General features: G+C 58.8%; 8 protein-coding genes and 7 pseudogenes. 12 read left to right on the top strand and 3 right to left on the bottom strand.

Going from position 1 to position 14,107, the window contains the following annotated elements; translation table 11 throughout:
• Positions 1 to 203 precede the first annotated feature (203 nt).
• Positions 204 to 1,532 (bottom strand): adenylate/guanylate cyclase domain-containing protein, encoded by a 1,329-nt coding sequence (locus ACVWY3_RS20435; protein WP_456840084.1) that lies wholly within the window; start codon positions 1,530 to 1,532, stop codon positions 204 to 206.
• A 203-nt stretch (positions 1,533 to 1,735) separates the two neighbouring features.
• Here ACVWY3_RS20435 and ACVWY3_RS20430 point away from each other — a divergent pair.
• The 12 genes and pseudogenes from ACVWY3_RS20430 to ACVWY3_RS20375 all read left to right on the top strand — a co-directional run bounded on the left by ACVWY3_RS20430 (position 1,736) and on the right by ACVWY3_RS20375 (position 12,176).
• A pseudogene (locus tag ACVWY3_RS20430) lies at positions 1,736 to 2,357 on the top strand (tyrosine-type recombinase/integrase).
• Between the two features lie 178 nt (positions 2,358 to 2,535).
• The gene (locus ACVWY3_RS20425) at positions 2,536 to 3,291 is read left to right on the top strand and encodes a ThuA domain-containing protein (protein ID WP_456840083.1); all 756 of its coding nucleotides are present in this window, start codon (positions 2,536 to 2,538) and stop codon (positions 3,289 to 3,291) included.
• Between the two features lie 550 nt (positions 3,292 to 3,841).
• Complete coding sequence (locus ACVWY3_RS20420) at positions 3,842 to 4,123, top strand: hypothetical protein (RefSeq protein WP_456840082.1); 282 nt, start codon at positions 3,842 to 3,844, stop codon at positions 4,121 to 4,123.
• A gap of 36 nt (positions 4,124 to 4,159) precedes the next feature.
• The gene (locus tag ACVWY3_RS20415) at positions 4,160 to 4,390 is read left to right on the top strand and encodes a hypothetical protein (RefSeq protein WP_456840081.1); all 231 of its coding nucleotides are present in this window, start codon (positions 4,160 to 4,162) and stop codon (positions 4,388 to 4,390) included.
• A 246-nt stretch (positions 4,391 to 4,636) separates the two neighbouring features.
• Positions 4,637 to 6,054 (top strand): annotated as a pseudogene (locus ACVWY3_RS20410) (IS1182 family transposase).
• Positions 6,055 to 6,639: 585 nt separating this feature from the next.
• A pseudogene (locus tag ACVWY3_RS20405) lies at positions 6,640 to 7,131 on the top strand (transposase); the annotation flags it as partial.
• Between the two features lie 101 nt (positions 7,132 to 7,232).
• Positions 7,233 to 7,811: pseudogene (locus ACVWY3_RS20400) on the top strand (Mu transposase domain-containing protein); the annotation flags it as partial.
• Between the two features lie 11 nt (positions 7,812 to 7,822).
• A complete protein-coding gene (istB, locus tag ACVWY3_RS20395; protein WP_456840080.1) occupies positions 7,823 to 8,566 on the top strand; it encodes an IS21-like element helper ATPase IstB in 744 nt (247 codons plus the stop codon).
• 265 nt (positions 8,567 to 8,831) lie between these two features.
• Entirely contained in the window at positions 8,832 to 9,101 is a 270-nt protein-coding gene (locus tag ACVWY3_RS20390) for a hypothetical protein (RefSeq protein ID WP_456840079.1), read from the top strand.
• 199 nt (positions 9,102 to 9,300) lie between these two features.
• Positions 9,301 to 9,729, top strand: coding sequence for a hypothetical protein (locus ACVWY3_RS20385; protein WP_456840078.1), 429 nt, complete (start codon positions 9,301 to 9,303; stop codon positions 9,727 to 9,729).
• 58 nt (positions 9,730 to 9,787) lie between these two features.
• Positions 9,788 to 10,942 (top strand): annotated as a pseudogene (locus ACVWY3_RS20380) (IS3 family transposase).
• A gap of 379 nt (positions 10,943 to 11,321) precedes the next feature.
• Positions 11,322 to 12,176 (top strand): class I SAM-dependent methyltransferase, encoded by an 855-nt coding sequence (locus tag ACVWY3_RS20375; protein WP_456840077.1) that lies wholly within the window; start codon positions 11,322 to 11,324, stop codon positions 12,174 to 12,176.
• 104 nt (positions 12,177 to 12,280) lie between these two features.
• Here ACVWY3_RS20375 and ACVWY3_RS20370 read toward each other — a convergent pair.
• A pseudogene (locus tag ACVWY3_RS20370) lies at positions 12,281 to 12,763 on the bottom strand (IS5/IS1182 family transposase); the annotation flags it as partial.
• 320 nt (positions 12,764 to 13,083) lie between these two features.
• Positions 13,084 to 14,089: pseudogene (locus ACVWY3_RS20365) on the bottom strand (IS110 family RNA-guided transposase).
• Positions 14,090 to 14,107 lie beyond the last annotated feature (18 nt).

Raw genomic sequence — 14,107 nt, 5'->3', positions numbered from 1 at the left:
TACGCAGTCACTGCGATGATGCTGGCAGGAAAATATTCGTTACGGTTAGGGACTCATCGACTTAGAGCAGAGAAACACTTCGAGGTTCCGCTCCGGGGCACACTGCGGCTTCAACCCTGTCGCGGGGCTGGTCCCGGTCTACCCCGGATACCTGACGCTGCGGTCGTTCGCGCGAAGGTCAGCAGCGGGCCAGAAACACACATCTAAGCGGTCGCCGCAAACAAGTCCCAACGGCCAGGTATGCCCTTCAGCTCATGCGAACCACGATCAGAGAATTTCAAACCGGCTCCTGCAACTAGGTCGGTCACAACTCTCGAAGCCAGCACCTCGTCAGGCTGGCACTTTCCCATCACGCGAGCGGCCGCGTGAACCGCGATACCGCCAATATCCCGATCACGCAGCTCAATCTCGCCAGTATGCAGACCCGCTCTGACACGCAGTCCTAGCTGTTCTGCTGCCGTTCGAAACGCCAATGCGCTCCGAACAGCACGACCCGGCCCATCAAAGGTCGCCAAAATTCCGTCCCCCGTTGATTTCACAAGATTGCCTCGGTGTCGCTGAACGATCTGCTTTGCCGCCTCATCGTGTTGATCAAGCAATCGACGCCACGCAAGATCGCCCATTTCCGTGGCGCGGCGCGTGGAATCTACGATGTCCGTGAATAAGACTGTCGCCAGAACACGCTCGACTTCACCCGAAGAATGCTCCCGGTGGCCCGTTATAAACTCCTCGATATCGCCAAGAAGCGGCTCGGCGTCCCCAAACCAGAAAGCATGACCGCCGTTCGGATACTCGATGTACTTTGCGCCATGAATGCGCGATGCCAAATCGCGTCCTAGCTCGACCTTCAGCATCGCATCGGTCGCACGGTGGAGAACAAGCGTCGGGACGCGTATGGTAGGGAGGATCGATTTGATGTCGATGTCAATATTCATTAGGGCAATCGCCCTATAAGCACCGGGGCTGGCGGATAGCCGCTCGAACTTTGCGTATTGCGAAAGCAGCTCGGGAGTGTGATGTTCGGCAGAAATAATGCGCATCAAAAATTTGCCGTCGCCCCAAGAGCTCGCTCGTTGAGACATTATTTCCTTAAATTCCTCAACACTCGGGAAGTTGTCGGCGAAACGAGCAAATCCGCCAAACATAATCAGCTTGGAAACGCGGTCTGGATGGGTCGCGGCAAACATCGCACTCATCGCGCAGCCTTCTGAGAAACCCAGGAGTGTCGCCTGTCGAGATCCAACTGCGTCCATTACCGCGCGGACGTCGTCGATGCGCTGTTCCAGGCTAGGTACGCCCGCAACACGGTCCGACAGTCCTTGTCCTCTCTTGTCAAATGTGACGACGCGACCGAAGGAGGAGAGGCGTCGAAGGAATGGCGTGTAGCCGGTCAACTCATGCATATGCTCGACGTGGGAAACGATGCCAGGAACGAGAATAATATCGACTGGGCCATCTCCCATCGTCTGGTACGCGATGCTGACGTCTCCGCTGGACGCGTACCGCGTAACTGGCAAAGCAAGTTCTTCCATTTGACCCCGCCAAAAACACAAAAGAATGCCTGGAGCATATCAGATTACAAACATCCCGCTACGGGGTAGGTCGCCTTTGGGTCAAATCGGTCCTGCCATCGCTCGAATTGGACGCAAGTACGTCTCCAACGCCTAGAAGCGGACGCCGGATTGGAAGGGCTCCGGGCTGAAAATGACCAGCCTCACTAGCTGAGGAGGTCGACATGACCGTTACCCTAAGCACCATCTCCGCCGTCTCGAAGCACGTTCCTTGGAACAAGGGGAAGATTGTCGGCGTAAAGCCGCCGCTCCGTCCGAAGCACGTCTGGTCAATCCGAACCAAGCTCCAGGCCGAATGCGCGATCTGGCGCTGTTCAACGTCGCCATCGATAGCAAGCTGCGCGGCTGCGACGTCGTAGCCTTGAAAGTTGATGACCTTGCGCCGGGCGGATATTTGGCCGACGCGCGACCGTCCGACAGAAGAAGACCGGCCGGCCAGTCAAATTTGAGCTGACGGAATCGACCCGGCAGGCAATCGACGATTACCTGCGCTTTACGGGCAAGAAGTCAGGAGAATACCTGTTCACTGGCCGGCTGTGTGGACATATGACGACCCGCCAGTATGCCCGCCTTCTATCACGCTGGCTCGCCGACATCGGATTGGACCCGCATCTGTTCGGGACACATTCCCTTCGCCGGACCAAGGCGACTTTGATCTATCGCCGAACCGGCAATCTGCGAGCCGTACAGCTCCTTTTGGGGCATACCAAGATCGAGAGCACCGTTCGAAATCTCGGCATCGGGGTGGACGACGCCCTCGCGATAGCAGAACAAGTCGACTTCTGACGTCGGGGGCAGAGCAGACGCGCTCTTCGCTGCCCTCACAGACGGCTCTGGGCACATTAAGCGAGACATTGCCAAGTCGAGGCTATCGATTGAACCGCGGGCGTAGGGCGGCGCCGTAGGGCGCGGCGCGCTGATATGTGCTAAGCTTTTCTGGCCGGTTATGCATCGGGAGAGGATTGTGACGCGACGCGAGTTCATCGCACTCGTCAGCAGCGCGGCGGCAATCCGACCGCGCGGTGCGCGTGCAGAGCGCCCGCCAGAACGTGTCCTCTATTTCACATACTCGGCCGGCTATCGGCACGACGTCATACCACTTTCCCATGCAATCCTGACGCAGCTTGGAAGGAATTCCGGTGCCTTTGAAGTCATCGGAACGGAAGACTTGTCTGAACTTTCGACCGGAAACCTCGAGCGGTACGCCGCTGTGATGTTCTACACAAGCGGTGAAATTCCGATGAGCGCCGCCCAAAAGATAGCACTTCTCAACTTTGTGCGCTCGGGCCGTGGCTTTCTCGGCGTTCACTCGGCCACCGACACATTCTACACTTGGCCAGACTATCTCGATCTGATCGGCGGCTACTTCAATGGTCATCCCTGGCATCAGGGTGTGACCATCGAGGTGGCTGATGTTGCAGATCCACTGGTGGCGTTTCTGGGGAATTCGTTGCAGTTGAACGATGAAATATACCAGATCAGCGACTTCGACTATCGCGGATCACGCGTGCTCCTGCGCCTCGACCAAAGTTCGGTGGACCTCAGTAAGGCCGGTGTGCATCAACGCTTCTATGGTTGGCCGCTCGCCTGGAAACGATTTTACGGCGAGGGGCGAGTATTCTATTCGGCGCTTGGCCACGAGGCGTCGGTCTGGCAGGACCCGCGCTGCCAGAAAATCCTCACTAACGCTATCCTCTGGTCTACGAGAAGGTCGGCCTAGTGCTATGCCGCTTGTGCCTTTCCTACAGACAAATATTGCGGCAGCTATCGACAATGCCGCTCGCCTTTGATCGAGGCTGGCTGTCGCCCGGCATGTCGGATTCTTGGAAGTATCCGACGCTACAAAGAACTGGAAGGCAAGAACATAGGCCACTGCGCGCTCAATGCTGGTTATCACTTCGGGTTTGGTCAATCGCGTCGGTTCGGTTTGGTCAAGGCCGCGTCCAGTCTACCCCTCATCGCCGACAACAATGCACCGGTCGAGTTTGTCGCGATGGGTCAGAACCAGAAGTCTCGCACGTAAGCCCCGTTTGTCTGGGGAATACACGCACGATCATTCGGGCACACCCGCGGCGCGAAATGCGTGCGCTCGAAGGCGGTTCGAACCCAATCGCATTGACCGAATGCGCTATCGAGGTTGCCGACTAGCAGCATCGACGCCGCCTGGCTGCAAATACATCCTGCAGCGCAGCTACGGAACAACATTACATCCGGGAGATTCGCGGAACGAAACGCGTGGTCAGTCTTTCTCTGGCCTTTGGGAGGTGCACATGACTTCTCAGACCATAGAAGGCGCCTGTGCGTTCGCTTGGCGGAACTACTTGCTGCTTCACAACGACATCAGCGAGAACGATACTCGGCGTTCTGCCCTCTACCGCTACGTCGTCAATCTTGGTGATACCGGCCAAGATGATTTCGATCTCTTGCAAATAGCGGCGGTCGCTTACTTGAAAAAACTAGACGAATTGCATGACGACCGATCTGCGAGACTCGCGGTAGATCAGATTTTGGCCGAACGTTTAGAATCCCGCAGTGCACAACCCGACACTTAGCTTCAGGCAATAACACTAAAGGAAGGAGCGGCCAGTATGGCAGACAAATCCGCTAACTCAAACCGTTTCGCGCGCGAACCACAAAGACGCATCGCCGCAGCGACAGCAATCGGCATGAATGCCTTGAGCCCAATTATGCAGTTTCAGGTCTCAATGCTGAGGATGTGGGCCGATAGTATTGAAAGGTTCGCGGGCAATTACAAAACGAGGTTGGAAGAAACCGCGACCGCGGTAGAGGAACAGTCAGACAAGGAGCGCGCCGCGTAGATCAACGCGAATGGTCACGTGGAGTCCGGCTCGTTCGGCGCGCGTTGCGCGGCGCGCTCCCCGAACAGTCGGCTCAGGGTCAAACTGCGAAGAACTCAAGCTGCGCAAATCTGGGCTGCTCTGGCGCGGTGAGCGGACCTCGCCCGGGCCTGCGCAACTGCGCAGATGGGTCGATACTGTCGAAAAAGGACTTGAGGAGCCGAGCGAACAATGATTCCTGCTCAGGAGGCGGCAGGAGAGTCGGCGATGATGGGGCGGCGGGACCGAGATCAGGGGCAGCTCTTTTATGAGTTTAGCCTCGACGAGATGATCCCGACTGACCATCTGTTGCGACGGATGAACCTGTTTGCGACGGCGGTTCTGGCCGATTTGCACCACCAGCTAAAGCCCTTTTACAGCGACATCGGCCGGCCCTCGGTTGATCCCGAGCTGATGATCCGGATGCTCCTGGTCGGTTACTGTTATGGCATTCGTCATGAGCGCCGGCTCTGTCAGGAAGTGGCGCTGCACCTTGCGTATCGCTGGTTCTGCAAGCTCGATCTCGACGACAGGGTTCCGCACCATTCGACGTTCTCGGTAAACAGGCTGGGCCGCTTCCGGAGAGCGAGATCCTGCGCCACATTTTCGAGCGCGTGGTTGTGGCATGCATGGCCGCGGGCCTTGTCAAGGGCGAAGGGTTCGCGGTGGATGCGAGCGTGATGGAGGCCAATGCCAGCCGCTATCACGGTAAAGCGCCGGGCGAGCTGGACTGGACCGATGCGCAACGTCAGAAGCGTGCCGTGGCCGAATATCTTGCCGGACTTGAGGCCGAAGCGCAGGTCCAGGAAGGCGGGGATAGGGGCGCTGGCGGTTCTGATGGGACGCCGACCGCATCGTCCGATCGCAAGCCACCGAAGGTGATCTCGCCTTCTGATCCGTCGTCGGCATGGACGGCGAAAGCCAACAAGCGGGTGCAGTTCGGATACGGGCTCAACTATCTGATCGATGTTGAGCACGCGATCATTGTCGATGTCGAGGCGACGCCGGCACGCACCTATGATGAAGTCGCGTCTACCAGGACGATGATCGATCGCACCGAACAACGGCTTGATCTAAAGCCTGATTGGCTCACGGCCGGTACCGCCTACGGCACCGGCAAACTGCTTGCATGGTTACTGGGCAAAAGCATCACGCCGCATATTCCCGTGTGGGAAAGATATCCGTCGTCTGACGGCATGTTCTCCCGTGGCGAATTCACCTACGACGCTGAGCGAGACGTCTATGTCTGTAATGGCAAGCTCTTGCGAACCTCGGGAACGGTCCATGATGGCCGCGCCAGGAACTACCTGTCACAACCTCAAGAGTGCCGTGCTTGCACGCTCAAGCAACGATGCACGCGCGCACCGTTCAAGAAGATCGCTCGCGACATTAATGAGGATGCGCGCAACCATGCCCGGTCACTGAAGGGCACGCCGGAGTTCGAACGATCGAGCAACGCGCGCAAAAAGGTGGAGATGCGTTTTGCACACCTGAAGGTCCAGCATGGCTTTGAGCGTATGCGCCTTCGCGGTCTCACCGGCGCCCGTGACGAGTTTCATCTCGCTGCCATTGTGCAGAACCTCAAGACAATGGCGATGTGTCTGGTCGGCCCGCCAACAAAGGGAGCCTGTGCGGCGATCACCTAAGAGGCTCGCCAGCTGGTCGCGGGGCCTGCCGATCCGGCTCTGACGTCCAGCCAGGAACACGCCGAAAGCGCCCCCGAGAGCAAAACCAACTATGCCACGGCGTTTTTCGACAGTATCGGCCAAAAGGCGACATTCACTGTGCTAGGGGCGACGTTGAGTGAAGCGGCCGTATGTAAGACCCGTTCCGAGCAAGCCGCGCTGTCGACGTTGGAAGGAAGACCGCCAAGGCGGGCGGCCTCTTGGACAGTTATTGCGGCACGCGGTCTGGGGGTTATTTCTCGATTTCGACGGCATACCTGCGCACGACCTTAGCTGCCTTGTCACGCTGGGGAGCAAGGTCCGCCCACGCTTTCGATTGTAGACTGCAACCGCGTCATCTACGCTATCCCATTCGGTGAGTGCTGATCCTTGGGGGGTGCGCCCCCCTCCATCTGAACAACCCTTCCAACCGCGGTACGCAAGGCGCAACCATGACTGCTTTTTAAGACCGTGCAGTGAGCATCTAGCAGGCTGTTGAAGAAGTCGGTAGCGAAGCGCTTCGTATCGTGATTCCCTAGGACCAGGATTTAACTGGGGGAGCGCGCGATGCGGGGGAGTGACGAACGGCCCGGCTCGTTTTTCAGTTATGTGGACCTGGAGGCTCGAGTTCGCGTCGACCATCCGCTACGGGTGATCCGAGACTTGGCGAATGCGGCGCTGGGCGAGCTTTCTGGGGAGTTCGGCAAGCTCTATACGCACCTCGGTCGCTCCTCGATCGCACCGGAGAAGTTGCTTCGGGCGATGCTCCTCCAGGCGTTTTATGGCGTTCGCTCGGAACGGCATCTGATGGAACGGATAGAGTTCGATCTTCTGTTCCGCTGGTTCGTTGGGCTTGGGGTGGACGATGCGGTTTGGGACCATTCGACCTTCTCCAAGAATCGCGACCGGCTGTTAGAGGGTGAGATCGCCGTCAAGTTCCTTTCGGCGGTGCTGGCTCAGCCGAAGGTGAAGCGGCTGTTGTCGAGCGATCACTTCTCGGTCGATGGTACGCTGATTGAAGCCTGGGCTTCGATCAAGAGCTTCCGAAAGAAGGATGGCGTATTGCCTCATGTACTGATGCTCCCGGGTGCGATCGGTTGCCTCATTTATTTTGCTCCTGGCTTGAGTTGAGGAGGAGGCCGGGTGCGGAATGGCCTGTCTTGCCGGAGAGCCCTTACGTGTTCGCCGAGTGGCGGATCTGCCGAGTCAGCATCGACTACCACGTCGAGGTCGAGGCGCATTACTACAGCGTCCCGCATCGCTTCGTCCGCGCCGAGGTCGAGGTGCGCTTCACCGCCCGCACCGTCGAGATATTCCACAAGGGTGAGCGGATCGCCGCGCATCAGCGCATGAGCGGCAACCACAAGCACACCACCCTGCCGGAACACATGGCGTCCAGTCATCGGCGCTACGCCGGCTGGACCATCGAGCGCATCCGCAAGGATGCCGCCTCGATCGGATCGGCCACCGCGGCGCTGTGCAACCTGATCCTCGATGAACGCACGCACCCCGAGCAGGGCTTCCGCGCCTGCCTCGGCATCATCCGGCTCGCCAGATCCTACGGGCAAGAGCGGCTCGATGCCGCCGCCCTGCGGGCGATCGACATCGGCACCCGCACCTACGGCTCGGTCAAATCGATCCTCGCCAACAATCTCGATCGGCGTCCTTCCCCCAAGCGCTCCGCGGACGATGCGCCAATCCTTCATCCCAACATCCGCGGGCCGCGCTACTACAACTAGGAGATCACGCCTTGCTCACGCATCCGACCCTCGATCAACTCCACGCGCTCGGCCTTCATGGCATGGCCAAGGCCTTTGCCGACATCGAAGCCGGCGGCGATGCCGCAAGCCTCGGCCACGCCGAATGGCTCGCGCTGCTGCTCGAACGCGAAGCGTCGCTGCGACGCGACAAGCGGCTCTCGAAGCGGCTGCAATACGCCAAGCTGCGCCAGGAGGCCTGCGTCGAGGACATCGACTATCGCACCCCGCGTGGCCTCGACCGCAGCCTGCTGACGATGCTGGTTGAAGGGCAATGGATCGACGACCACGCCAACCTTTTGATCTGCGGACCCTCCGGCGTTGGCAAGAGCTGGCTCGCCTCAGCGCTCGGCAACAAGGCCTGCCGCGACAATCGCTCCGTGCTTTATCAGCGCGTCCCGCGGCTGTTTAGCGATCTCGCTTTGGCGCGCGGCGACGGCCGCCATCCCCGTTTGCTGCGCGCGCTCGGCCGTGTCGATCTCCTCATCCTCGACGACTGGGGCCTCGAGCCACTCGACGCCGCAGCCCGCCACGACCTGCTGGAGATCCTCGAGGACCGCTACGGCCACCGCTCCACCATCGTCACCAGTCAGCTCCCGGTCGACCAATGGCACGCGCTGATCGGCGATCCCACCTACGCCGACGCCGTCCTCGACCGCCTGGTCCACAATGCTCACCGGATCGATCTCAACGGCGAGAGCCTGCGGCGAACCCGTAAGCCCGGCCGAAAGACCTGAGCCCGTGGCGCTGTGGACATGCCGCTGCGCTTGGACAACGCGAAGGGCGTTGCCCACATGCCCACAGCAGGAGCAGCAAAAAACAAGTCCTTCGAGCCGCGATTCAAGATTGACCACGCGGCTTCGTCGATGCCAGAAACCAGACAGCCAGAACGCCTCGCGCCCCGGGCGACATCAAATCGGAATGGTGGGCGAGATCATCTCGGAATCCTGGGCGAGATCAAATCGGTACACCCGGGCGAGATCATCGGAATCCGCAGCCTCAATGCCTGCCTTCGCGCGTGCCACGCTCGCCAAGCACATCCTCTCCCTCGCTGAAAACATTTACAGGCTCACGGGAATGAACGAGGCCGAGTTGCGAGGAGCAGAGGTTGAGCTGCTGATGCGCCGATTGTCAGAGCGATTCAGTATTCGCTTGGGACTTGACGACCAAAGACCAGATCGCTCGGGCCCCTGCGACGACTGGCGCAAGAGCAAGAACCCGTTGAGCGTCGGTGTCGGGCGGGAGGCCGAGGAGGATTGGGGACGCCGTTAGTCAATTACTTGGGATCGGCAGTAGCCCAATGCTGAACGATCATGCAATTTCAGATTGACCGCCGGACGTGCACGCGCGCAAGATCACCTTCCCGCATTCCAGCTTGAGGTTGGGCTGGCGACTATTCGGATTTGCTAAAACTGACTGTTGCTACGGATACATTCTGGGAAACAAATAGATTCCATCCTGGGAGGAAGCAATGGCGAGGTTGGTAGCATTTGTCGTGCTCTGGGAGATTGTTTCGGCTCTCTTTGCTCAAAGTACGTCCGCGTATGACCTCTACAACATCACTAAGCGAGAACATCGGGTCGGTATATCTGGGGATGCACCTTCAAATGTGTTCCTGGGTCAGGGTCTAATCATGGATAACCCAGCTAGCCCAATTCCAGCCACGTACTCTCCGTTTGCCGGTACCGGGCCACGCGCTGCTCTTTCTGACGAAAAGGCCCCGATAGATGTGCCTACTATCATCCACGCAGGGACCTCCTACGTTGAGGATGTATCTGAATACGAATTCGCCTCAGCCCTATATGCAAACATGGGCGGACATTATGGTTTTGCGTCTTTCGACCACGCTTATTCCTACACGAAGAATGTAACGACAAAGAACGACGTGATTATCGCTTGAGCTGCTGCCGGTTTGATGGACACCGAGATTAGGTGTTTCATGGAGCCGGAGGTGGGCGATGAAGAGACGGAAGTTCAGTCGCGAGTTCAAGATCGAGGCGGTCAAAACTGGTCAGGGAGCGTGGGGTGTCGGTGGCGCAAGCCGGCCGCGACCTGGATGTTCATGAGAACGTTCTGCGCAAATGGGTAAAGGAGTTCGGCTGCGACCCGGCGCAAGCCTTTCCTGGCCACGGGCAGGTGAAGCCGGAGCAGCAGGAGATCGAGCAGTTGCGCCGTGAGGTCGCCAAGTTGAAGGCCGAGCGGGATATCCTAAAAAAGGCCGCAGCCTTCTTCGCGAAGGAAGCGACATGAAGTTCGTCTTCATCGCGAAGCACCGGGCGGTCTGGCCGGTGGCATGGCTATGCGATGCGCTGGGGGTGTCGCGGTCGGGCTTCCATGCCTGGCTGAATCGCTCGCCCAGCGCCAGATCCCGCAGCGACGAAGAGCTCGGCGGCAAGGTGAAGGCCAGCTTCATGGCGAGCGACCGCACCTATGGTGCGCGCCGGGTGTGGCGTGATCTGCTCGCCGATGGGGCGGACTGCGGCCTGCACCAAATCGAACGGCTGATGCGCTTGCAAGGTTTGCGGGCGCGGCCGCGACGTCGGCGCTTGCCGAAGGATGCCGGCGATCGACAGCTTGAGGCCGTACCGGCGAACCTCCTTGACCGGCAGTTCGCCGCCGAGCGTCCCAACCAGAAATGGATCGCCGACTTCACCTATTTCTGGACGGCCGAAGGCTGGCTCTATGTCGCAGCGGTGATCGACCTGTTCTCACGTCGGGTGGTCGGCTGGTCGATGAGTGCCGCCATGACAGCACAGCTCGTCACGGACGCATTGTTGATGGCCGTCTGGCGACGCGGCAAGCCGGACGCCCTGTTGCACCACTCCGACCAGGGCAGTCAGTACACCAGCGAGCAGTTCCAGCGTTTGATGGCCGACCACGGCATTGCCTGCAGCATGAGCCGCTCCGGCAACGTCTGGGACAACGCGGCGATGGAGAGCTTCTTCTCGTCGCTCAAGACCGAACGGACCGCCAACAAGATCTACCGAACCAGAGACGAGGCACGAGCCGATGTGTTCGACTACATCGAAAGATTTTACAACACGATCCGCAGGCACTCGACCATCGGCTATCTCAGCCCGGTTGAGTTCGAGCGCAAGGTGGCTTTAGCTTAACCCGGTGTCCATCAAACCGGCAGCAGCTCATTATTCCATAATCTATGATAGGCGAAAGGCCGATCCTCAAGCGATTGCTCACCTTCCGCCGTAGCCTGTGATTAGCACTCGCCGCTTAAGGTGTAACAGTCACGCTGGCGGGGCGTCCACAGATGAGTACGCGCCGTAGGCAACTGCAAGACCGGTGGGGCCGTCGTCGCTGGCGCCAATGCATCGGGACTACTGCCGGCTTTTTCAACGGAATCGGGCAAGAGGGGGCGTTTTCGGATCCAGAACCTCGCCGTCATTGTAGCACCTTAAGTACCTTGCTCGGAAGAGACGCGGTATCGTGAAAGTGCTATAAGCCTCTGATACTCGGCGTTAATGTACGGAGCATGCCATGCTTGATCTCCGACCATATCTGCGAAGGCCCATTTCGACCTTGGTAGCGATCGCAGCTGATCCGATTGAATCGTGGGCGCGGTTTCGTGAGCAATACGCGGCGCATCGTGAGGACCACACGCCGCCGGACCTCTATAAGCCCGACGAGGATTGGGAGATGCGCCTATATTCACTCATTGGTCTCTCCTCATCCGGTGAATTGCTGTCGGAGTTCTGGAACTTGTGGGCCAGCGTCGTGAACGAACTCAAGGCAAAGGGAATTCAGGCTGGCCCTGAGAGCTTCAAGGGTTGGAACGACGGTGATGCCGGTTTCGTGCGCGCCATCTGGTGTCTGGTCCGCCATCTGAAGCCGACAGCGGTTATTGAGACCGGCGTTGCTCATGGCGTCACGTCGCGCTTTGTTCTTGAGGCGTTAGAGAGAAATGGAAGTGGCCATCTGTGGAGCATTGATCGGCCTCCAATGGAGCCCGAATGGAAGCAGCAAATTGGAATCGCTGTGGGCTGCAGACTTCAGGAACGGTGGTCGTACATCCGTGGCTCAAGCAGGCGACGCTTGCCCAGCCTCTTGGCGCAACTTGGACCGATTGACCTGTTCATACACGACAGTTTGCACAGCGAACGGAATGTTCGCTTTGAAGTAGATCTTGCTTGGGCTGCGTTGCGGCCAGGCGGAGTGATCGTGGTCGATGACATCGACGTGAATCGCGGCTTCCATACTTTTACACAATCCAATTCCGGCCTTTGTTCGTTGGTCTGCGAGGCAGAACCACTCCGTCCTGATTTCCGACGATTCAACGGAAAGGGTATGTTCGGCATCGCTCTAAAGGAGCGAGTTGCTCCATGCGAACATTAATCTAAGGGTAAGGGATGAACCTGCGCCGCTAGAGGCACACGTCAGGCCTGATAATGTCGCACTCGCGCTACCGCGCGTCGGGTAACGCTATCGAGTCGTCCGTAAGAAGGCGAATTGAGCGTGGCGGGACGGCCGAGGTGCGCCATAGCTGGAGCAGGATGAGGCACAAGAGTTCTCTGAGCCGGGCGAGGATGCAGCGGAAGCTGTGGCCGACGGCTGAGAGGATGACGTTAGCCGCATCGCCGGCGCGGCCTTTGAAGTAGCAGCGGCCCAGGTGACCATCGGTCTTCAGGTGTCCGATGATGGGTTCGATGGCGGCGGCGGCGCAGCTCGCGCTTGATGACACCGAAAACGCTGCGCTTCTGGCCGGAGATGAAGACCCGGCGGGGATTTTGTGCGTCATGGCCGCGGTACCCCTTTTCGACATAGGCCCGCTCGATCGCACAGCCGGTGAGTGTCTCGCTGCGGTCGATGACGTCCCGTGAGGTGTGACCGTCGTACGGGTTATCGGGGAGCGCACTGGCATGCAGCACGAACAGGCCGCCGGGAGCGCGGCGGTTGTTGGTGATGATGGAGGCTTTGACGCCGATCTATGGACCACGGCCGCGTTGCAAGAGGATCGACAAAGGGATGTAGCGGTCTGCGCCAATCTATCCGGCTTCGATTTGAGGCTCTCGCCTCGAGCCAGTATGGATATCCGCCCACTTCTGTGCTCGATAACTCGCCGGTCTCAAGAAGGGCCATGGCGTCGAATCAGGCTTCAGAAGTGTCGGTGCAACCGTTGCTCCATTCGTCCTTTCCGTCTCGCAAACCTCGGCGGGATATTGTGCCTTTCCGGGTGGATCGTGGATCTTCTTGCTTCCCGGCCCTGTCTTACGCGGCTTGGCCCGTGAAGTTGGCGTCGTAATCACGGCCCTTTGCGAGCCATGCTCCAGGCTAGGCGCGAGTTTTGCGGCCGGGGCGACAACCAGTACATTCGAGTGGAGCCCGCTTGGATGCTGCTTCCAACCAGGCTCCGAAGCCATGCCTGGACCAACTCTGACGCCTTAGAAGTACGGCTCTGGCCCCTTGAATGAACAGCGTTCGCAGGTACCGGTTGCCACGCCTCGATATGCGGCCGAGAATGGTTCGATCGCCAGTCGAGATTTTTTTCGGTACGAGCCATACCGCAAAGTCACGACCCGTATGGAAGGCATCACCAGTTCCGATCGCGGCGATCATCGCACTTGAGATGATTGGTCCGACACCCGGCGCATTCATCAGGTGGCGAACAGTGTGCGTCTTGATCAGCGAGTTCGTCAATTTCCTTTGTGATCGATGCGACCCGCCGCTCGAGAAAGCGCTAGTCCTCGGCCAAGTCCTGAATGAGCCGAACCACTCGAGGCGAAAGGTTATCGAGAGCATCAAGAGAATCTGTGGAAGTGCCAATCGGAGTGCTGCCGCTCCCTGCCGAACTGGCAGCCCTCGCTCAAGCAAAAAACCTCGGATTTGATTGATGACCGCGGTTCTCTGTGTGTCACCAATCGACTGCGAACTCTGTGTAGCGCCTGCAAGTCAAGTTGCTCGGCCGATTTCAACGGGACGAAACGCATGGTCGGGCGCTGCGCCGCCTCTGCGATGGCTTCGGCATCACGGACGTCATTTTTGTGGCTTGAGGCAATGGCTTCACATACTCTGCCGCCAAGAGCCGTACTTGATGGCCTAATTTCTCCAGCTTGCGAGCGAGGTGGTGTGCTCCTGCACAGGCCTCCATTCCGATCAGGCAGGGCGGAACATTGGCCAGCGACTGCTCAAGCTGATTTCTCGATCGCTTCTTGCGTAGGATGATTGCACACCGTGGCATCGAACCCCACCACATGGAATGTGTTCTTGCCTGGATCGATGCGGATCGTGACAATGTTCGTATGGGACATGGTACGCGCTCCTTCTCT

The organism is Bradyrhizobium sp. USDA 4486 (assembly GCF_054057995.1).
Note: the sequence above shows the minus strand (reverse complement) of the source record. Positions and strands in the feature narration are given on the sequence as shown.